The organism is Cryptosporangium sp. NPDC051539 (assembly GCF_044454545.1).
Classification (GTDB): Bacteria; Actinomycetota; Actinomycetes; order Mycobacteriales; family Cryptosporangiaceae; genus Cryptosporangium.
Window position 1 is genome coordinate 56,052 of sequence record NZ_JBITDV010000012.1, and the last position, 19,128, is coordinate 75,179.

The following is a 19,128-nucleotide window of genomic DNA, read 5'->3' on the forward strand; positions in this document are numbered from 1 at the left end:
GGTTGCCGGGCTTCCGGGTCGCTAGCCTTGATCAGGGGCAGCGGGGACCGCTCGCCCCGATTGACGCGGCGATTGGGAAAACGGGGTCAGGACGTGCCGAGCGGCAAGGTGAAGTGGTTCGACCCGGAGCGCGGCTTTGGCTTCCTGGCCCGGGACGAGGGCGGCGACGTGTTCGTTCACAAGGGCGCGCTGCCCGACGGCGTGACCGAGCTCAAGCCCGGCACCCGGGTCGAGTTCGGTGTGGCCGCCGGCCGCAAGGGCGATCAGGCGCTGTCCGTGCGAGTCGTCGACCCGCTCCCGTCGCTGGTGGCGCAGACGCGCCGTCCGGCGGACGAGTTACACGGCATGGTCGAGGACATGATCAAGATCCTCGAGGCGCGGGTGCAGCCCGACCTTCGCAACGGCCGTTATCCCGACCGCAAGGCGTCCCGGAAGATCGCCGAGCTGGTCCATGCCGTAGCCCGCGAACTCGAGGTTTAGAGGGCGGCCCGCTGAGGACGACGCTGACAGGCGAGCGGGCCTCCTTGAGACGGCGGGCCCAGGGTCGCGGCGTCGGCCCGCTCGACTGTCAGCCCCGCCCTCAGCGGGCTCCGGGTCAGGGCCGCGCGTCATGGGGTTCTGGGCGGTGTGCGGGCGTGGTTTGGGGCTTGAGGGGGATTGGGGCTTGAGGGGATTGGGGCATCAACAACCACCGCCGACCGTGGTCACTCGTCAGCTCAGCGCGCTTTTCGCCAGGGGGGCGGGAGTTTTTGCGGGTTGGGGATGTCCTCGGCCGGGAGGCGGGCGATCTGGATGATCAGCTCGGGGCGCCGCTTCTGCAGGTCCACCAGGCCGCGCTCCAGGTCGTCGCGGGAGGCGGAGATCACGAAGCGGACCGGCTTCGGGCTCACCTCGGCGACCAGCTCGAGCGTCTTGATGCCGCGGGCGCCGTTCATGCCACCGACCGGGCGCGCCGCCTCGCCGCCCTGACGTCGTAGCGACGCCAGGTAGAGCGACGGGGTGTAGAGCCGGTAGCCGGTCACGATGAGCGTGATCCGGCCGTCGTCGCCGTCGGGGAAGGCCCGGTACGCGTTCACGGTCGCCTTGCCGTCGTTCGGGCGCCAGAGGCGGTCGGCGTGGAACAACCGGCCCCGGCTGCTCCCGGCGGCCGGCTCGGTCACGCCGCCGCGCTCGGACGTCCGGGTCTCGAGCGACCCGTTGGGCACCAGCAGGCCGTACGCCCAGGCCACGGTGAGCGCTGCCACCCCGGCCGGGACCGCGAACGCCACCGCCCGCCGGAGCCGGGCCGCGACACCGGTACGTCCGGCACCCCAGGTGAACGGATCCTTCGGCAACAGCAGCGCGACCGCACCGAGCCCGAGGAAGCCGCTGACCAGCACACCGTGCAGCGCCTTCTCGAAGTAGTACGAGACCCCACCGGTCTTGTCCCACTGGTACAGCCCGATCGCCGCCACCAGCAACAGGCTCAGCACGAGCTGGACCGCCACCGACCGCCAGATCGGGTTGCGCCGCCCGGCCCGCCTGAGCACGGTGCCCAGCAGCACGAGCACGCAGAGCGCGACGAGCAGCCGCCGGTCGATCTCCGGGATCCCGACGTCCGGCAGCAGCGCACGGGTGGGCGAGACGCCCGACCGCAGCGAGATCACCGGCCAGGCCAGCACCAGCGGCGCCGCCACGACCGCGATCGCGAGCCCGCCCCTCCGGAACGGCCGCAGCGGCGCACGCGTCGCCGAACGCCGGTAGACCCAGGCCCAGACCAGCACGGCCGCGCAGGCGACCGGCGCGAAGAAGTAGTAGGTGAAGCTGACGCCGACCACCCCGGCCGCGAGCAGAAGCAGTTGCTCGACCGGGCGCTGCACCGGCCGGGCGGCCAGCGCGAACACCATCGCCAGCAGCGCCAGCCCCATCGCCTCGCTCGGGTAGCCGCTCCCGAACAGCGAGACGAAGTAGCCGCCGCCGGTGCAGCCCGCGATCACCGCGACCGCCGCGACCAGCCGCCATCCGCGCAGCGCCGGGCCCGCCACCCAGCGCACGCCCCAGACCAGCGCGAACGCGAGGATCCCGTACCCGACCAGGTTCCACGCCAGGTAGTGCTCGAACGCCACCCACCCGTCGCCGGGCGCGGTCGACGACCGGACGAAGTTGTCCATCAGCGCGCTGAACAGATGCGACGCCTGCGGGTAGTCGACGACGCCGCCGATGACCCGGCGGCTGATCTCGTCCCGGTGGAACGGCAGGTATCCGCCGACCGAGCGGATCGTGTCGAAGATCGAGAAGTGGCGGGCCAGGTCCTCGGCGCCGACCAGCATCCCCAGCCGCTCGGTCGCGGGCTTGCCCCAGAACGACGACCAGAGGTACAACGCCGGCCCGACCCCGCCGGCCAGGAGCAGTGCGTCGCTCCAGGTGGCTTTCCGCGGTAGCTGCGGCCACCGGCGGCTCAGCAGCGCGGCGGCGATGAGCGTCAGGAAACCCGCCCGCGCGACCGGCACCGGGTCGAGGCCCCACGGCCAGATCGAGAACACCAGCCCGGCGACGCTGAGACCGCCCAGCAGCATCAGCAGCGCGAGCGCCAGCCGGTCGAGTATCGTCCGTCCGCCCCGCAGCAGGGACGCGATGCCCAGCAGCCACAGCACCGGCAGCACGGCGTCCGCCGAGAACCGGTGCGTGACGCCCGGCAGCGCCCATGCGGCCGCGGCGGCGCACCCGACCGCGAGCGGAACACCGAACCGGTGCCGTCTCGGAAGCGACGGCGGCGCCTCTGGCTCAGTCGTGCGATCGAGCGCCGGGATCGTCGTCTCCACTGCTTCTCCGCGATCGGGGATCGTTGTGGGCAGGTAATACCAGTGCGTCAAACGGAACTGAGACGGGGGATGGCCACCGGGGGAACCAAACCGGCCGCCGCCGCGCGTCCCAGTAGTGCGTCGACCGCCGCGTAGCCGTCGGTGCCCAGGTCACGGGTGAACTCGTTCACGTAGAGCCCGATGTGCTGGTCGACGACGTCGTCGTCCATCTCCTGGGCGTGGGCGAGGACGTACTCACGGCTCGCCTCCGGGTTCGCCCAGGCGTACTCGACCGAGGCCCGGACGTGCTTCGCCAGCTCGGCCGGGGAGACCGGGAGGTCCTTGCGGGCCAGGATCGCGCCGAGCGGGATCGGGAGGCCGGTGGTGCTCTCCCACCACTCGCCGAGGTCGGCCGCCGAGTGCAGGCCGTAACGCTGGTAGGTGAAGCGGGCCTCGTGGATGACCAGACCGGCGTCGACCTCACCGGCGGCGACCGCGGGCATGATCTCGTGGAACGGCCGGACGACGATCTCGGCCGGGGCGTCGTCGGCCGCCCAGAGGCGGAACAGCAGGTACGCGGTCGTGCGGTCACCCGGTACGGCGACGGTCTTGCCCCGTACCGACTCCGGGCCGCTCGACCGGTCGTTCGTGAGCACCAGCGGGCCGCAACCGCGGCCGAGCGCACCGCCGCAGGGCAGCAGCGTGTACTGGTCCATCAGCCAGGGGAGCGCCGCGTACGAGACCTTGACCAGGTCGAACTCGCCGCGCTCGGCGGCGCCGTTGGTGACGTCGACGTCGGCGAAATCCACGCTCACCGGCGGGGCCCCGGGGACCAGCCCGTGCACCAGCGCATGGAAAACGAACGTGTCGTTCGGGCACGGCGAAAACGCCACCCGCATCGGGTCAGTCACGTTTCAACCGTAGCCCTCGCGAGCGCGGTCACCGCGCCGCGGAGCGCTTCGAACGCCAGCGGGATGTTCCAGGCGCTGCGGTCACGGCGTCCGACGAGATTGCTGACCGCGCGGAGTTCGGCCCACGGGACGCCTGCCCTGGCGGCCGCCCAGGCGACGCCGTAGCCCTCCATGGCCTCGGCCACCGCCGACGGGTGCACCGATGCCAGCTCGGCGCCGCGGCGGTCGGTGCCGGTCATCGTCGAGAGCGTGAGGATCTCGCCGGTGAGCGCAGGGATCCGGGCGTCGCTCAGCGCGTCGGTGACCAGGCGGCCGGCCGGGGAGGCCAGCACGTCGCCACCGGCGAGACCGAGGCCGGCCAGGTCGAGGAAGCCCTCCTCGGTGTCGGCTCCGAGGTCGGCCCACCGGACGGTGTCGGCCACGACGATCGAGCCGATCGGGGCCCGCCCGGGGAAACCGCCGGCCAGGCCGGTCGAGAGGACGAGGTCGTACTTCCCGTCGCCCAGGGCCATCGCGGTGCTCACCGCGGCCGCCACCGGGCCGACGCCACCGACCAGTCCGGTAACGGCCCCGCCGCTGAGGCCCAGCGCGTCGAGTTCGGCCCGGACGGCCGTGACCACCAGCAGGTTCATGCCACGTCGAGCACGAACCGCCAGAGGCCGCGGGCCTTCTCCGCGTTCTGCCCCGGGTGCAGTGCGAGCAGTTCGAGTACGTACGTCGTGCTGCCGGTCGCGTCGTTCGGGACCGCGAACCGGATGTACGAGGTGCCCTTGCGGACGAACGACACCGGAGCGAGGTTGCCGTCGGAACTGGCCAGCGCAGCCGTCCAGCCGTCTTCGCCGACGTCGGGCGGGACGTCGACCTCGACGGTGCCGCCGGGCTTCACGGTGATCGTGCCGGCGTTGGCCGGGCCGGCCTTGCAGTCCGAGCCCGGGGTGGAGGCGTTGAACGTGCCGTTCTCGAAGCACCAGGCGGTCGCCTCGCCGCCGGCGGTGTCGCCGTCGCTGACCACGGTGGCGTAGGGCGCCGGCTTGTCGCACGCGGTGACCAGCCCCAGAGCCGCCGCCGCCACTCCCAGAGCGACGCCACGTTTAGTCAGACGCATGCAGCGACCATAACCAGCGCGCCCGGCCGGGCCGCGCCAGGGCGCCGGTGTCGGACGCGTCACACCGCGGTCGAGGTCCATTCGTTCGGCGCGGCCGACGGCGTGACCTCGGCCCGGTGCGCCGCCCACGCCCACGAGCCGACCCGCAGCGCCACCAGACCCACCACCACGCCGACGACGAACAGGCCCCACGGCCCGGCCACCGGGATCAGCCCGGCGGCCCCGCCGCTCACCCAGGCGAGCTGCATCATCGTCTCCGAATGCGCGAACGCGCTGGCTCGCGACTCGTCCGGCAGCCGCTCCTGGATCACCGCGTCCACCGAGAGCTTCGCCAGGCCACTGGCCAGCGCGGTACCGAACGCCAGGACCAGCACCGCGGGCAGCGAGTAGAACAGCGCGGCCGCCAGTGCGCCCAGCGCGACGCCGCTCACCGCGACCGCACCCAGCAACAGCGGACGCCGGAGCTTCAGCCGGGTGCCGATCAGCGTCGCGACGAACGCACCGGCGGCCAGCGCCACCGCCACCGCGCCCAGTGCGGCGACCGGCGACAGCAGCAGGTTGTCTTCCCGGGCCCGGAACGCCACGAACAGCGCGATGAAGCCGTACAGCGCGCGGAGCGTCCCGCCCGAGGTGATCGCGGCCCAGACCGGCAGGTTCCACAGCCGCAGCGCCTCGCGGTGGGCGAGCAGCGCGAACACCCGCGGCGGCACCTCGGGCTTGTCGGAGTCGACGCCGGAGGGCAGCCGCAGCGAAAGCACCATCCCGACGAAGAACAGCAGCGTGGCCAGGCGCAGCGGCCAGCCCGGCCCGATCGCGGCCAGCCCGGCCCCGATACCGCCAGCGGCCGCGCCGAAGATCGTCCCGGCCAGCGAGCCGCGGGCGTTCGCCTCGACCAGCGTGATCCGGGGCGGCAGCAGCCTCGGCACCGCCGCCGACCGCGTCACCCCGTACGACTTCGACATCACCAGGACGCCGAACGCCGCCGGGTAGAGCACCCAGGTGTCGAGCTGGTCGGCGATCGCGTAGGCGAGGAAGCCGCGGGCCAGCATCGTCGTGGCCAGCGCCCAGCGACGGCCGTGCCGGAACCGGTCGAGCACCGGCCCGACGAGCGGCGCCAGCAACGCGAACGGCGCCATCGTGATCAGCAAATAGAGTGCCACCCGCGTGCGGGCCTCACCGACCGGCACGTCGAAGAAGATCGTCCCGGCCAGTCCGACGGCCACCAGCGCGTCACCGGCGCACGAGAGCCCGTGCAGATCGAACATCTTGTGCAGGCCGGTCTCGTCGGCGCCGTCCGCGCTGCGGGCCCGCTTCACCCGGGACCACGCGGTCGAGAACGGTCCTCGCGACCCGCTTCGCACCTCGTTGTCCGTCACCACGCATCCATGGTTACCCACGCGTGGCCCTGACAGTCACCTCCCAGGGGAGGGTTCAGCCGTCCGGGGGATTCTTTTAAGTAGTAAGACGAGTCCAAAACCGCACTACACGCCGATAGGGCACCGTGGTTCCCAGCTCTCGGGGCACGTGAGGAAGAATGAGCACTGTGACGACCCGCACGGTGAACCGTCCCGCGGCAACCGAGTCGACCGAGGATGGCGCCGTACCCCCACTGGAGTCTGTGGTGACCGGGAACCCTGAGGCCACGGACGCGCCCCGGCCTGCGCGCCGGGCCTCCCGCGCTGTCAAGTTGGACACGGTCTGCGCGCAGGCCACCGATCTCGCGCTGGAAGCGGCCCGAGAGGTCGGCCACGAGATGGTCGGCGACCCCGTCGCGCTCAGCGCCGACGGGGAACGGCTGGTCACCCATCGCTTCGCCGCCCTCCAGCCGGGATACGCCGGCTGGTACTGGTCGGTCACCGTGGCCCGCGCGCCGCGCTCGAAGCACGTGACGGTGAGCGAGGTCGCGCTGCTGCCCGGCTCCGACGCGCTGCTGGCGCCCGAGTGGGTGCCGTGGAGCGAGCGGCTGCGACCGGGTGACCTCGGCGTCGGCGATCTGCTGCCGACCGCACCCGACGACGACCGCCTGGTGCCCGGCTACGTGCTCTCCGACGACCCCGAGGTCGCCGAGGTCGAGTACGAGATCGGCTTCGGCCGCCCGCGGGTCATGAGCCGGCTCGGTCGAGAGGAGACCGCCGACCGCTGGCACACCGGCGGCTCGGGCCCGGAGAGCGATCTCGCCAAGGCCGCACCCGCCCGTTGCGGCACCTGTGGCTTCTACCTGCAGCTCGCCGGTTCACTCGGAGGCTTGTTCGGGGCGTGCGGCAACCTGTTCGCGCCCGACGACGGCCGGGTCGTCTCGGCCGACCACGGTTGTGGTGCGCACTCCGAGGCGCTGGTCGAGGCCGCGCCGCCGGTGCCGCCCGCGCCGATGGCGCTGGACGACGACCTGGAGGTCATCCGGACCGCGCACACCCCCGGCTCGGTCGAAGACACCGACGCCGAGCCGCTCGGTCACGGGTAGTGGACCGGTTCGGAACGGCAGACCGGCGAGCCGCCGTTCTCGCCTCCTGGGCCGGTGTCGCGACCCGGTTCCGGGAGGACGCCAATGCCGAGGAAGAGCTCGTCCGCGGTGGTCTCGGCGGGTATGCCGACCGGCTCGTGGTGGAGCTGGCGCAGAACGCGTCCGACGCGGCCGCGCGCGCCGGTACGCCCGGTTCGATGCGCTTCTCGTACGCGGACGGCGTCCTGTCGGTCGCCAACACCGGCGCGCCGTTGGACGCGGCCGGGGTCGACGGGCTCACCTCGCTGCGCGCCTCGGCCAAGACCGATGCGGACGACAGGCAGGCCGGCACCGTAGGCCGATTCGGCGTCGGGTTCGCGGCCGTGCTCGCGGTGAGTGACGAGCCCTCGGTGCACTCGCACGGCGGCGGGATCCGGTTCTCGGCCGAGCAGACCCGGGCCGAGGTGTCGGCGCTCGGTGGCGCGGCCGCGGCGGAGCTGGTGCGGCGCGACGGCGCGGTGCCGGTGCTGCGGCTGGCCTGGCCGGTCGATTCGCCGCCGCCGGCCGGGTACGACACCGAGGTACGGCTCCCGGTCCGGCCGGGAGCGATCGACCGGGTGCGGGAGATGCTCGCGGACGTCGAGCCGACGCTGTTGTTCGCGTTCCCGGGCCTGACCCGGCTGGAGATCGCGGTCGACGGTGTCGAGCGCGTGATCGAGCGAGCCGGTGCGTCGGGCTCCACGGTGTCGCTGGCGTCCGACGGGCACGTGACGACCTGGCTCGTGGTGTCGTCCGCGGGTGAGGTGCCGGCGGAGCTGCTGGCCGAGCGACCGCTCGAGGAGCGGGCCGCGCTGGCCCGCTACTCCACGCTGGCCGCGGTGCCCGTCGCGGCCGCGTCACCGGAGATCGGCGTCCCCCAGCCGCTGACCGGTGACACCGTGGTGCACGCTCCCTCGCCGACCGACGAGCCGCTCTCGCTGCCCGTGTACCTGGCCGCGACCTTCCCGCTGGAGGTCTCCCGCCGCCGGGTCGCCCCCGGTGCGCTGACCGACTGGCTCGCGGCCCGGGCTGCCGAGGCCGTGGTCGCGCTGATCACCGCCGCCCCGCCCGCGGTCGAGACGCTCGCGCTCGTTCCCCGCCCCGGCCTGGGCCGGGCTCCGCTGGACGCCGCGATCTGCTCGCTGGTCCTCTCCGGTCTCCGCGAAGCCGAGTTCCTTCCGCTGGAACCCGTCCCCGACGCCGCGAGCCGAGGCGGCCTGCCCTGGTCCGACGAAGACACCGCGTTACTGGCCACGAGCCTCGAAGAGGCATTCGGCGCCGCGCCCGGGCCGGTGAACGCGGACGGCTCCGGAGCGAGCGCGGCCGTCTGGGACCGCATCGCGCCGCGGGGCGCGATCGCGCTGAGCACCGAGCTCGCCTCCACCGCCGATCTGCTGGCCGCGGCGCTCGCCGGGGTCGTGCCCGGGTTGCTGCCCGCCGATTGGGCCGGCCGGGCGGCCGCGCCGGCGCTCGACGCGCTGGGCGTCCGGCGGCTCTCGGTCGCGGACGTCGTCGAGGCGGTGGCCGGCCTCGAACGGCCGGCGCTCTGGTGGGGCGACCTGTACCACGCCCTCGAGCCCGCTGGACGCGATCTGGACGCGCTCGCCGCGCTCCCGGTGCCACTCACCGACGGCCGCACGGTCACCGGCGTCCGCGGTGCGCTCCTGCCGGGTCCCGATCTGGCCGCGATCGCTGCCGGCACGCTCGCACCGCTCGGGCTCCGGGTCGTCCACCCGGACGCGGCCGGCAGCGAGCTGCTGATCCGCCTCGGCGCCCGCCCGGCCACCGTCGTCACGATCCTCGCCGACGATCGCGTCCGCGCCGCGGTGGCGGAATCGATCGAGGCCGACGAGCCCGAGCCGCTCGCCGAGGCGATCCTTGCGCTCGTCGCGGCAGCCGGCCTCCGTCCGGGGGAAGAACCCTGGCTGGCCGAGCTCGCGCTCCCCGCCGACGACGACTGGTACCCGGCCGGCGAACTCGTCGTCCCTGGCTCCCCGCTGACCCGCGTCTTCGCCGGCATGGGCACCGGCGACGCCCCGTTCGGCGTCGTCGACGAGGACTTCGCGAACGACGTCCTGGCCACTCACGGCCCCGACGTGCTCGCCGCCGTCGGCTGCCTCACCACGTTCACCGTCATCGAGGCCGACGACATCGACGTCGTAGCTCTCGTCGACCTCGGTCCGGAAGACGCGGACCTCGACCTCGACGGCCTCGAGGAGTGGGCCGACGCGGTGATCGAGGCGATCGATCCGACCGGCACCATCGGTGCGCCACCCGGCACCCGGATCGAACGCTTCCTCGCCGTCCGCGACCTCGACCTCGTCGACGAAGACCAGTGGCCGGTCGCGATCGAGCTGCTCGCCTCCGGTCCGCCCCGCGAGGCGCTGAACGCGGTCGCTTACGCGCTGACACCGGACGGCCGCCGCATCGAGGTACCGGCGTACACCCGCTGGTGGCTCGCCCGGGAGCCGGTTCTGGACGGCCGGGCCCCCGGCGAACTGCGCACCCCGGACGCCGCTGACCTCGACGGCCTCTACGACGTGGCCCCCACCGACGTCGACGCGGCGCTCCTGCCGCTGCTGGGCTGCCGCACCGGCCTGCTCGACGCGATCGCCGCCGACCCGTCCGACCTCCTGCACCGCCTGGCCGACGCCGACCGCACCGCGGTGCCGTGGATCGTCCCGCTGGTCTACGCGCGGATCGCCGAGGCGCTGGCCGGGGCCACGGTCACCGCGCCGGCCCACGTCCGGGTGGCGCCGGACGCGGTCGCGGAGACCGACCAGGTCGCGATCCTCGACCAGCCCTGGCGCCTGGACGCGCTGGACGGCCGCGCGCCCATCCTCGGCGGTGACGACCCGGTCTCGGTCGCCGAGCTGCTCGACGTTCCGCTGGTCTCCGAGTTGTGAGGTTCTTACGCGGCCTGGTCACGCTGGCGATCACGGTCTGCGTGGCCCTGCTGCTGGTGGCGATCGCCGGCTACGGAAGCAGCAGGTCGGTCGCCGACCAACGCGACCGGAAAGCCCCGGCCAAGGTGTTCCAGCCGTTCGGCTGGCAGCAGACGGTCGAGAACTCGCCGCCGGGCCCGGCCACGGTGCTGGTGAGCGGCGATGGCTGGGGAATGCGCGGGGTCACCTACCGGGCCAAGGTCGCGGTGGTCGGCGGCACCGGCGTCTACCGCACCCAGCGCTACCGGACCGACGTCGAAGCCGGCGAGGACGTACTGCTCTCGCCGGACGGCACGCTGATCGCGGACGGATTTCCGCGGCCGGTGCCGAGGGCGTCCGGCAGTACGGCTCCGGCGAGCACCGGCAACAGCGACCCGGCGATCTGGTTCACCGACCTGGAGTCCGGGAAGACGAGCCGGATGACCGTGCCGGCCACCGGCACCGCGCGTCCGGTCGCGTTCTCGCCGAACGGCCGGAAGATCCTGGTCCAGGTGGCGTCCCCGCCGGAGCACGGGCCCTGGAACGGCGGTGAGCTCGACCTGATGGACCTGGCGACCGGTGAAGTGGCCCGGCTCGCCGACCTCGGCACCGCGCCCGTGCACCGGGCCCAGCTGGCCGCGTTCTCTCCCGACGGGCGCCGGGTCGCGGTGCAGATCGGCGACTCGATCCACGTCATCGACGTCCAGGCCCGGAGCAGCCGGCTGCTGGCCCGGGTCGGCCCCGATCGGCGGATCGCCGGTGTCGGCGCCTGGAGCTCGGACGGGAACCGGATCGCGGTCGCCACGATGTCCGGCTGCAGCAAGCGCTGCACGTCCGACGACCTGGACGACCGGACCTGGCAGATCGACGAGCTCGACGCCGAGACCGGCGCCCCCAGCACCGGGTCGTTCGACCGGCTGACCGGCTCGGCCGTGCGGGTGCTCGGCCAGACCGACGACGGTGAGCTGGTCGTCGTCCGTTACCGGGCGTCGGGTGACGCCGGGATCGACGGCACGGGCGAGTTCACCGTCGACGGCGACGAGGCCGACGAGACCGACTACCGCGCGGTGCACGAGGCCGAGCTGCTCGGCCTCAGCCCGTCGGGCAAGCGGCGGACGCTGCTCACGCTGCCGCCCGGGTCCCGGCACGTGGACGTGGCCGGGCAGCTGATCGTCGAGGACCGGTTCGGTGGAGACTCGTCCCGCCCGATGCCCTGGCCGGCCCCGTTCTGGGTCAACCTGGGGGCGATCGTCGTGCTGCTGATCGTCGCCTGGGGTGTCTTCCGGATCCGCCGGCTGACCCGTTAGACCGACACCGAGGACGCGCCGGCCTCGGCGACGTCGCCCAGTTCTTCGTGGATCAGGACCCGGACGTGCATGGTCGTGCGCTGCTGGAGCGCGGCCCGGAGGGCGCGGTGCAGGCCGTCCTCCAGGTACAGGGCGCCGTCGAACTCGACCACGTGCGGGAACAGGTCGCCGTAGAACGTCGAATCCTCGGCCAGCAACCGATCCAGGGCGAGCTCCCGCTTGGTCGTCACGAGCTGGTCGAGCCGGACCTGCCGAGGCGGGATCCGAGCCCACTCGCGCAGCGACAGACCGTGGTCGGGGTACGGCTTCCCGTCCCGGACCGCCTTGAATATCACGGTCCTTACGCTCCTTTCGTCCCCGGCCACCGTTGGTTCAGACTAGCGAGCGCCGCACGCCACGGGGTGCCGACCAGGCGGCCTGGACCTCCACCTTCCGGTCATTTCTACGAGACGTGACGCTTCTGTTACTGATCGTGCGGTCGTCGACTCGCGCAATCAGGTCACTCGGGTGAGGATCGGGCGCATGCCGAACTCCGTCTTCTGGTTCCGCCGTGATCTACGGCTCACCGACAACCCGGCGTTGCTCGCGGCCGTGAACGCGGCGGGCGGCGACGGGGTCCAAGCGGTGTTCGTGCTGGATCCGGTGCCGTTCCGGGTCTCGGGGGGCACCCGGACCAGCCATCTGGTCCGGTCGCTGGCCGCGCTCGACCGGGCGCTCGGCGGCAACCTGCTGATCCGTCACGGGAAGCCGGAGGACGAGATCCCGCGACTCGCGGTTGAGCGCGGCGCCGACGAAGTGCACGTCGCCGCCGACTACGGGCCGTACGGCGCGGCCCGTGACCAGCGGGTCGAGAAGGCGCTGGCCACCCACGGAGTCACTCTGCACCGCACCGGCTCGCCGTACGCGGTGGCGCCGGGACGCATCCGGAAGCCCGACGGCACGCCCTACCGGGTCTTCACGCCGTTCTCCCGGGCCTGGCGTGAGCACGGCTGGCGAGCACCGGTGGCGTCGCCGTCGAACGTGAACTGGCTCGGGCCGGCCGGGTCGGACGATCTGCCGGACGTTCCGGACCTGCCCGGCGTCGAGCTCCCGGACGCCGGTGAAGACGCCGCCCTGGCCCGGTTGACGGCGTTCCTGGACGACGGGCTGCGTGACTACGCGACCCAGCGCAACCGGCCCGACCACGACGGCACCTCGCGGCTCTCCGTCCACCTCAAGTACGGCGAGCTGCACCCGCGCACGATCCTCGCCGAGCTGGCGAAACACCGGGGCGAAGGGGCGGACACATTCCGCAACGAGATCTGCTGGCGGGAGTTCTACGCCGATGTCGTGTTCCACCGGCCGGAGAGCATCTGGGAATCGCTCGACCATCGCGTCGGCAGCATCCACACCGACTCCGGGAAAGCGGCCGACGAGCGGTTCGAGGCCTGGGCGGCCGGACGGACCGGCTACCCGATCGTCGACGCGGGCATGCGGCAACTGCGCTCGATCGGCTGGATGCACAACCGGGTCCGGATGATCACCGCGTCGTTCCTGGTGAAGGATCTGCACCTGCCGTGGCAGCGGGGGGCCCAGCACTTCCTCGACCACCTGGTCGACGGGGATTACGCGAGCAACAACCACGGCTGGCAGTGGGTGGCCGGTACCGGCACCGACGCGGCCCCCTACATCCGGGTGTTCAACCCGGTGACGCAGGGCAAGAAGTTCGACCCCGAGGGCGGGTACGTCCGCCGCTGGGTGCCGGAGCTGGCCGACGTGACCGGGGCGGCCCTGCACGAGCCCTGGACGCTGCAGGAACAGCCGGACGGCTACCCCGAGCCGATCGTCGACCACGCGGCGGAGCGCAAAGAGACGCTCCGCCGCTTCGAGGCCGTCAGAGGGGCCTGACGCCCCACACGCCCGACCACTTCTCGCCCGGAGCGAGCGTGATCAGACCTTCACCGGAGTTGAACGCGTCGGGCGGGCAGGTCATCGGCTCGACCGCCACCGCGTGGTTCGCCGCCCCGCTCGGGCCGACCCCGTTGTAGGCCTGCACCCAGCCGAACGACGAGTCCTGCCACAGCTGGCCGCCCCGGCCCTCGGCGTCGACGAGTGCGCTGACCGCCAGCCCGTCCGAACCCCGCTCGGTGACGACGAACGGGGTGTCGAGCGACGCCGAGCCGATCGTCCGGCCCTCGCGGTAGTCCCACTCGGTGCCGGTGACGTCCTCGACGACCCCGGTCGGCAGCAGGCGGTCATCGGTGAGAACCCGCTTGCCCGCCGGGAGCGTCAGCGAGGCCGCGTCGAGCGACTCGCCGCCCAGCGTCAGGAACGGGTGGATGCCGAGACCGAACGGCGCCGCGTTCGGGCCGACGTTGGTCGCCTGGTGCTCGACCTTCAGACCGTCCTTGCCGAGCGAGTAGTGCACCCGCAGCACGAGCGCGAACGGGTAGCCCGGTCGCGGCTGGACCGTCCGGGCCAGCGTCACGCCGGTGGGCGTGTGGTCCATGCGGTCCCACAGCTCCCACCGCACCAGCCCGTGGATCGCGGTGCGCTTGTCGGTCTCGTCCCAGCCGAGCTTGTGTTCGTGACCGTCGAACGTGTACTTGCCGTCTCTGATCCGGTTGGGCCAGGGAGCCAGGATCTGCCCCACGCCCTTCGACGCCATCGCGTCGGCCGGGTATCCGGCCAGGACGTCCCGTCCGTTCACCGTGTACTCGCGGATACCACCACCGATCTCGACCAGCGTCACACGCTGGGTACCCGCCTCGATCGTCCACTGATGTCCTGACGGGGTGTTCCACCGCGCCGTCATCGCGCCTCCACATCGTCGGGAAGATCGCCCGAATACCGGGGATGCCCCACATACCGGGGATGCATGGTGCACTCCATCCGGGGCACGATATCGGTCGATGGACGCCAGCACTCTCATCCCCGCCCAAGCCGACCTCACCGCACTCAAGGCGGCAGCTTCCGGCTGCACCGCGTGCGAGCTACACGGGCCGGCCACCCAGACCGTCTTCGGAAGCGGCAACCCACAGGCGAAAGTGCTGCTCGTGGGCGAGCAACCGGGTGACGTCGAGGACCAGAAAGGCATTCCGTTCGTCGGGCCGGCCGGCAAATTGCTGCAGCGCGCGGTCGCCGAAGCCGGGTTTCCGCCCGGTGCGGTGTATGTCACGAACGCGGTGAAGCACTTCCGGTTCGAGCTCCGCGGCAAGCGCCGCATCCACCAGACGCCGCTGCCGGAACACATCCAGGCCTGCAATCCGTGGGTGGGGGCCGAGATCGCCGCGGTGCGGCCGGAGATCGTCGTCTGCCTCGGCGCGACCGCCGTGAAGGCGCTGCTCGGATCGAAATACCGCGTCACGAAGGATCGCGGCGAGCTGATGCGGTACGCCGGGCCCGGCGCCCGGCCGGAGACGAGGGCACTCCTCACGATCCACCCGTCCGCGATCCTGCGGATGCCCGACGACGCTCGCGAGCAGGGCTACGCCGACCTCGTCCGGGACCTCGCGGTCGTGGTCCAGGCGGTCTCCGTGTAATCTCCAGCTCATTGGTAGGGAATGCCCCGGAATCCGGTTTACGCTGGCTGATCGACCTCCGGGAGGCACCAGTGACGGATTACGCGATCGTGCGCGGGCCGGACGGCTTGGCACCCGAACCGATCGAAGTATCCGCTCCCGGTCCGGGCGAGGTCCGGATCCGGCAGAACGCGGTCGGGCTCAGCTTCGGCGATGTTCCGCCCCACTTATCCGGCGGGCTATCGGTGGTGCCGGGCAGCTCGGCGGCCGGTGTCGTCGAGGCGGTCGGGCGCCGGGCCGGCTTCGTGGTCGGCGAGCGGGTCGCCTACGCGACGCTGCCGTCCGGGGCCTACGCGAGCGTCCGCAACGTCCCGGCCGACGCGCTGGTGCGGCTGCCCGACGCGGTCTCCGACGAGACCGCCGCCGCCGTCCTGGGCAAGGGTCTGCTGGCCTGGGCGCTGCTCCGCCAGGTCTATCCGGTGCGGGCAGGCGAGACCGTGGTTTTCCACGTCGCGGCCGGTGGTCTCGGGCTGCTCGCCGGTCAGTGGCTGAGCCACCTCGGCGTCCGCGCGATCGGCACGGTCGGGTCCGCCGACAAGGTCCGGCTCGCGGTCGACAACGGCTACGACGAGGTCGTGCTCTACCGCACCGACGACCTGGCCGCCCGGGCGCACGACCTGACCGAGGGCGCCGGTGTCCCGGTCGTCTACGACCCGGTCGGTGCGGCCACGTTCACCATGTCGCTCAACGCGCTGAGGCCGCGCGGGCTGCTGGCCTCGTTCGGCAGCATCTCCGGTCCGGTGACCGCCCTCGAGCTGGGCCTGCTGGCTTCGTCCGGTTCGTTGTACGTCACCCGTCCGCGGTTGGCCGACTACCTTCCGGACGCCACGACGCTGCGCGCCGCGGCCACCGAGCTGTTCGATCTCGTGACCACCGGCGTGATCCGTCCCAACCTGCGTCAGCGGTTCGATCTGGCCGACGCCGGGAAGGCCCGGGAAGCGCTGGAATCACGAGCCACCGTCGGGGCTACGGTGCTCGTACCGTGAGCCGACCCGGGGAGTGACAATGGCCGAGCAGGCGATCCGCATCTACGAGACCGGTGGCCCGGAGGTCATGCGGTACGAAGAAGTGGAGCTGCCGCCACCGGGCCGCGGCGAAGTGCGGATCCGGATCACCGCGATCGGCCTGAACTTCCGCGACACCTACGAGCGCACCGGCTTGTATGCCGTCGAGCTTCCGGCGACGCTCGGCGCCGAGGCCGCGGGTGTCGTCACCGAGCTGGGCGAGGGCGTCACCGGCCTGGCGCCCGGCGACCGGGTGGCGTACGCGACCGGGCCGCTGGGCGCGTACGCGACCGGGCAGAACGTCCCGGCCGACTGCCTGGTGCCGGTTCCGGACGACGTGACCGACGAGGCCGCCGCCGCGGTGCTGCTCAAGGGGCTCACCGTCTGGTACCTGCTGCGCCGGACGTACCCGGTGCAGGCCGGCGAGACCGTGCTGTTCCACGCGGCGGCCGGTGGCGTCGGGCTGATCGCCGGCCAGTGGCTACGGCACCTCGGCGTCCGTGCGATCGGCACCGTCGGCAGCGACGACAAGGCCGAGCTCGCGGTCGAGAACGGCTACCGGGAGACGATCCTCTACCGGTCCGTCGACGTGGCGGAACGGGTTCGGGAGCTGACCGGCGGCGCCGGCGTGCCGGTCGTCTACGACTCGGTCGGCGCCCAGACGTTCGAGACGTCGCTCGACTGTCTCCGGCCGCGCGGGCTGATGGTCTCGTTCGGCAACTCGTCCGGGCCGGTGACCGGCGTCAGCCTGGGCATCCTGGCCGCGAAGGGGTCGCTGTTCGTGACCCGGCCGACCCTCGGGCACTACGTCGCCGAGCGCGACGAGCTGCTCTCGGCGGCCGCGGAGCTGTTCGGGCTGGTCGGGTCGGGCGTGATCGACCCGAACATCGGTCAGCGCTTCCCGCTGGCCTCAGCCGCCGACGCTCACCGGGCCCTGGAGTCGCGGGGGACCACCGGCTCTACGGTGTTGCTTCCTTGACCGACCCGTCGTAGCGCCAGAGCTTCGGCACCGCGGCCGCGAGCACGACGACCAGCACGACGCAGACCAGGCCGCCGCCGACCCAGGACACGGTCGGACCCAGCCAGGACTCGGTGGCGCCTGCTCGCAGGTCGCCCAGGCGCGGCCCACCGGCCACCACCACCATGAACACGCCCTGCATCCGGCCGCGCATCTCGTCCGGGGCGTAGACCTGCAGAATCGTCTGCCGGTAGACGGCCGACACCAGGTCGGCGGCGCCCGCGACCGCGAGCAGCGCGACCGCCAGCCAGAGCTGCCGCGCCAGCCCGGCGGCGGCCACCGCCACGCCCCAGCCCATCACCGCGAAGATCAGCGCGACGCCTTGGCGCCGCACCCGGCCGATCCACCCGGACGACAATCCGGCGATCAGCGACCCGATCGCGATCGCCGCGAACAGCCAGCCGACCGCTTCCCCGCCGCCGTACCACTCGTCCGCGACCTGGGGGAACAGTGCCCGCGGCATCGCGAACACCATCGCGACGATGTCGACCGCGAACGACATCAGCAGCACCGGCTTGAGTGCGATGAACGCCAGCCCCTGCCCGACGGCCCGGAACCCCGGGCTGACCCGCTCTCCGGTCGGCCGCAGGTGCGGGAGCCGGAACGCGGCGTAGAGCGCCATCGTGAACAGCACCGCGTCCACCGCGTAGGCGACACCGTACGACCACTTGGCCAGGATGAGACCGGCCAGCAGCGGCCCGACGACCGTGCCGAACGTGCTCGCGGTGTAGTTCAGCGTGTTCGCGGCCGGCACCAGTTCGCGCGGCACCAGCCTCGGGATGATCGCGCTGCGGGTCGGGCCGCTGACCGCGAACCCGGCTGACTGCACGGCCGTGAGCACGAGCAGCAGCCACGCGTTGTCGAGGTTCAGCAGTGCCTGCACGACCAGCGCACCGGTCGAGAACCAGAGCACGAGCGACGAGATCAGTAGCAGCGTGCGACGGTCGATCGCGTCCGCGACCGCGCCGCCCCACAACCCGAACAGGATCAGCGGGACCAGCGCGGCGAGCCCGAGCATCCCGACCCAGAACGACGAGCGCGTGATCGCGTACATCTGTACGGGAACCGCGACCGCGGTCACCTGGTACCCGATGAACGAGACGCTCTGGCCGGTGAACAGCCGCCGGTAGGGGCCGAGCTTCAGCGGCCGGGTGTCGACGAGTACCCGGCGCCAGCGCGACCGCGGTGATGCTTCCGGTGGTGCGCTCACGGGCCCAGCCGTTCGATGATCCAGGTCTCGCCGTCGCGGCGGTACCGCAGGCGGTCGTGCAGGCGGTCCGGGCGGCCCTGCCAGAACTCGACGGTGTGGGGCACGACGCGGAATCCGCCCCAGGTCTCCGGCCGCGGGACCTCACCGGGGTACTGCGCGGCGAGCGCCGCTTCGGCGTCCTGGAGCGCGGACCGGCCGGGCACCACCCGGGACTGCGGGCTGGCGGCCGAGCCGAGCTGCGACCCGCGTGGACGGGTCCGCCAGTAGGCGTCGGACTCGGCCGGGTCCACCCGGTGAACGGTGCCGGCGATGTTCACCTGACGCTGGATCGGGTGCCAGGGGAACAGGAGCGTCGCCCGCGGGTTCTCGGTGAGGTCCCGGCCCTTCCGCGAGGTGTAGTGGGTGTAGAACTCCAGCCCACGTTCCGAGGCCTCCTTGAGGAGGACGGTGCGCGCGCTGGGCGTCCCGTTCGCGGCGGCGGTGGCCACGATCATCGCGTTCGGCTCGACGATCTCCGGCGCCTCGGCCGCCTCGGCGAACCAGAGACCGAACTGTGCGAACCAGGTTCCGGCGAGCGTCTCCTCGGTCAGCGAGCCGCGTCCGTAGCTGACGCGCATGCCGCCCACCTGCGACATCACGATCGAGGCTGCGGCCTCGCTCGCGGCGTCGTGAGGCTCAGGTCGGTCCACCGTTCCTCCATCTCCAGGGCCTAGTTGCATGCCCGACGCAACCATATGCCGGGTCTTACGGCTTCATGACGGTGATATGTCCCCGTCGTGTCGTCCAAGGATGTGGGGTGCGACACGATCACAATGGGCTTGGAGCGGTCT

Annotated in this window: 17 protein-coding genes; 8 read left to right on the plus strand and 9 right to left on the minus strand. The window is 72.4% G+C overall.

Annotation, left to right across the window (positions count from 1 at the left end):
* Positions 1-93 precede the first annotated feature (93 nt).
* Entirely contained in the window at positions 94-480 is a 387-nt protein-coding gene (locus tag ACIBZJ_RS32380; protein ID WP_395936424.1) for a cold-shock protein, read from the plus strand.
* A 236-nt stretch (positions 481-716) separates the two neighbouring features.
* On the opposite strand, the gene ACIBZJ_RS32385 is transcribed toward ACIBZJ_RS32380, so the two are convergent.
* The 5 genes from ACIBZJ_RS32385 to ACIBZJ_RS32405 are packed head-to-tail and all read right to left on the minus strand — an operon-like array spanning position 717 to position 6,172.
* The gene (locus tag ACIBZJ_RS32385) at positions 717-2,801 is read right to left on the minus strand and encodes a DUF3488 domain-containing protein (RefSeq protein WP_395936426.1); all 2,085 of its coding nucleotides are present in this window, start codon (positions 2,799-2,801) and stop codon (positions 717-719) included.
* A gap of 47 nt (positions 2,802-2,848) precedes the next feature.
* Positions 2,849-3,679, minus strand: a complete 831-nt coding sequence (locus ACIBZJ_RS32390) for a 1,4-dihydroxy-6-naphthoate synthase (RefSeq protein WP_395936973.1) — start codon at positions 3,677-3,679, stop codon at positions 2,849-2,851.
* An 8-nt stretch (positions 3,680-3,687) separates the two neighbouring features.
* Entirely contained in the window at positions 3,688-4,323 is a 636-nt protein-coding gene (mqnB, locus tag ACIBZJ_RS32395; protein ID WP_395936428.1) for a futalosine hydrolase, read from the minus strand.
* Complete coding sequence (locus ACIBZJ_RS32400) at positions 4,320-4,796, minus strand: hypothetical protein (protein WP_395936430.1); 477 nt, start codon at positions 4,794-4,796, stop codon at positions 4,320-4,322. Before ACIBZJ_RS32400 ends, mqnB begins: the two co-directional genes overlap by 4 nt.
* A 59-nt stretch (positions 4,797-4,855) precedes the next feature.
* Positions 4,856-6,172: an MFS transporter gene (locus tag ACIBZJ_RS32405; RefSeq protein WP_395936432.1), complete on the minus strand. Its 1,317-nt coding sequence runs from the start codon at positions 6,170-6,172 to the stop codon at positions 4,856-4,858.
* Between the two features lie 158 nt (positions 6,173-6,330).
* Here ACIBZJ_RS32405 and ACIBZJ_RS32410 point away from each other — a divergent pair, with 158 nt between their 5' ends.
* Genes ACIBZJ_RS32410 through ACIBZJ_RS32420 form a run of 3 tightly spaced genes read left to right on the plus strand, consistent with a single transcriptional unit; the run spans position 6,331 to position 11,506 of the window.
* Positions 6,331-7,257: a DUF3027 domain-containing protein gene (locus tag ACIBZJ_RS32410; RefSeq protein ID WP_395936434.1), complete on the plus strand. Its 927-nt coding sequence runs from the start codon at positions 6,331-6,333 to the stop codon at positions 7,255-7,257.
* The gene (locus ACIBZJ_RS32415; protein WP_395936436.1) at positions 7,257-10,181 is read left to right on the plus strand and encodes a sacsin N-terminal ATP-binding-like domain-containing protein; all 2,925 of its coding nucleotides are present in this window, start codon (positions 7,257-7,259) and stop codon (positions 10,179-10,181) included. Before ACIBZJ_RS32410 ends, ACIBZJ_RS32415 begins: the two co-directional genes overlap by 1 nt.
* Positions 10,178-11,506 (plus strand): TolB family protein, encoded by a 1,329-nt coding sequence (locus ACIBZJ_RS32420; protein WP_395936438.1) that lies wholly within the window; start codon positions 10,178-10,180, stop codon positions 11,504-11,506. Before ACIBZJ_RS32415 ends, ACIBZJ_RS32420 begins: the two co-directional genes overlap by 4 nt.
* On the opposite strand, the gene ACIBZJ_RS32425 is transcribed toward ACIBZJ_RS32420, so the two are convergent.
* Positions 11,503-11,841 carry a type II toxin-antitoxin system VapB family antitoxin gene (locus ACIBZJ_RS32425; RefSeq protein ID WP_395936440.1) on the minus strand — a complete coding sequence of 113 codons (339 nt, stop codon included), beginning with the start codon at positions 11,839-11,841 and terminating at the stop codon, positions 11,503-11,505. The two genes, ACIBZJ_RS32420 and ACIBZJ_RS32425, sit on opposite strands and share 4 nt — an antisense overlap.
* Positions 11,842-12,028: 187 nt before the next feature.
* On the opposite strand from ACIBZJ_RS32425, the gene ACIBZJ_RS32430 reads away from it, so the two are divergent.
* Positions 12,029-13,393: a cryptochrome/photolyase family protein gene (locus ACIBZJ_RS32430; RefSeq protein WP_395936442.1), complete on the plus strand. Its 1,365-nt coding sequence runs from the start codon at positions 12,029-12,031 to the stop codon at positions 13,391-13,393.
* Here the strand turns inward: ACIBZJ_RS32430 and ACIBZJ_RS32435 are convergent.
* Entirely contained in the window at positions 13,380-14,300 is a 921-nt protein-coding gene (locus tag ACIBZJ_RS32435) for an aldose 1-epimerase family protein (protein WP_395936444.1), read from the minus strand. The genes ACIBZJ_RS32430 and ACIBZJ_RS32435 overlap by 14 nt on opposite strands.
* 97 nt (positions 14,301-14,397) lie before the next feature.
* Here ACIBZJ_RS32435 and ACIBZJ_RS32440 point away from each other — a divergent pair, with 97 nt between their 5' ends.
* The 3 genes from ACIBZJ_RS32440 (at position 14,398) to ACIBZJ_RS32450 (ending at position 17,049) form a co-directional block, all read left to right on the plus strand.
* The gene (locus tag ACIBZJ_RS32440; protein ID WP_395936446.1) at positions 14,398-15,027 is read left to right on the plus strand and encodes a UdgX family uracil-DNA binding protein; all 630 of its coding nucleotides are present in this window, start codon (positions 14,398-14,400) and stop codon (positions 15,025-15,027) included.
* Positions 15,028-15,098: 71 nt separating this feature from the next.
* Positions 15,099-16,052, plus strand: coding sequence for a quinone oxidoreductase family protein (locus tag ACIBZJ_RS32445; protein ID WP_395936448.1), 954 nt, complete (start codon positions 15,099-15,101; stop codon positions 16,050-16,052).
* A 19-nt stretch (positions 16,053-16,071) separates the two neighbouring features.
* Positions 16,072-17,049 (plus strand): quinone oxidoreductase family protein, encoded by a 978-nt coding sequence (locus ACIBZJ_RS32450; RefSeq protein WP_395936450.1) that lies wholly within the window; start codon positions 16,072-16,074, stop codon positions 17,047-17,049.
* On the opposite strand, the gene ACIBZJ_RS32455 is transcribed toward ACIBZJ_RS32450, so the two are convergent.
* Entirely contained in the window at positions 17,030-18,298 is a 1,269-nt protein-coding gene (locus ACIBZJ_RS32455) for an MFS transporter (RefSeq protein ID WP_395936452.1), read from the minus strand. The two genes, ACIBZJ_RS32450 and ACIBZJ_RS32455, sit on opposite strands and share 20 nt — an antisense overlap.
* Positions 18,295-18,933 carry a pyridoxamine 5'-phosphate oxidase gene (pdxH, locus tag ACIBZJ_RS32460; protein WP_395936975.1) on the minus strand — a complete coding sequence of 213 codons (639 nt, stop codon included), beginning with the start codon at positions 18,931-18,933 and terminating at the stop codon, positions 18,295-18,297. Before pdxH ends, ACIBZJ_RS32455 begins: the two co-directional genes overlap by 4 nt.
* Positions 18,934-19,128 lie beyond the last annotated feature (195 nt).

Bases quoted from the DNA above. Each gene is read 5' to 3' on its own strand.
- mqnB (WP_395936428.1), bottom strand. From the start codon at position 4,323: ATGAACCTGCTGGTGGTCACGGCCGTCCGGGCCGAACTCGACGCGCTG.
- ACIBZJ_RS32430 (WP_395936442.1), top strand. From the start codon at position 12,029: ATGCCGAACTCCGTCTTCTGGTTCCGCCGTGATCTACGGCTCACCGAC.
- ACIBZJ_RS32450 (WP_395936450.1), top strand. From the start codon at position 16,072: ATGGCCGAGCAGGCGATCCGCATCTACGAGACCGGTGGCCCGGAGGTC.
- ACIBZJ_RS32440 (WP_395936446.1), top strand. From the start codon at position 14,398: ATGGACGCCAGCACTCTCATCCCCGCCCAAGCCGACCTCACCGCACTC.
- ACIBZJ_RS32435 (WP_395936444.1), bottom strand. From the start codon at position 14,300: ATGACGGCGCGGTGGAACACCCCGTCAGGACATCAGTGGACGATCGAG.
- pdxH (WP_395936975.1), bottom strand. From the start codon at position 18,933: ATGTCGCAGGTGGGCGGCATGCGCGTCAGCTACGGACGCGGCTCGCTG.
- ACIBZJ_RS32400 (WP_395936430.1), bottom strand. From the start codon at position 4,796: ATGCGTCTGACTAAACGTGGCGTCGCTCTGGGAGTGGCGGCGGCGGCT.
- ACIBZJ_RS32390 (WP_395936973.1), bottom strand. From the start codon at position 3,679: ATGCGGGTGGCGTTTTCGCCGTGCCCGAACGACACGTTCGTTTTCCAT.
- ACIBZJ_RS32410 (WP_395936434.1), top strand. From the start codon at position 6,331: ATGAGCACTGTGACGACCCGCACGGTGAACCGTCCCGCGGCAACCGAG.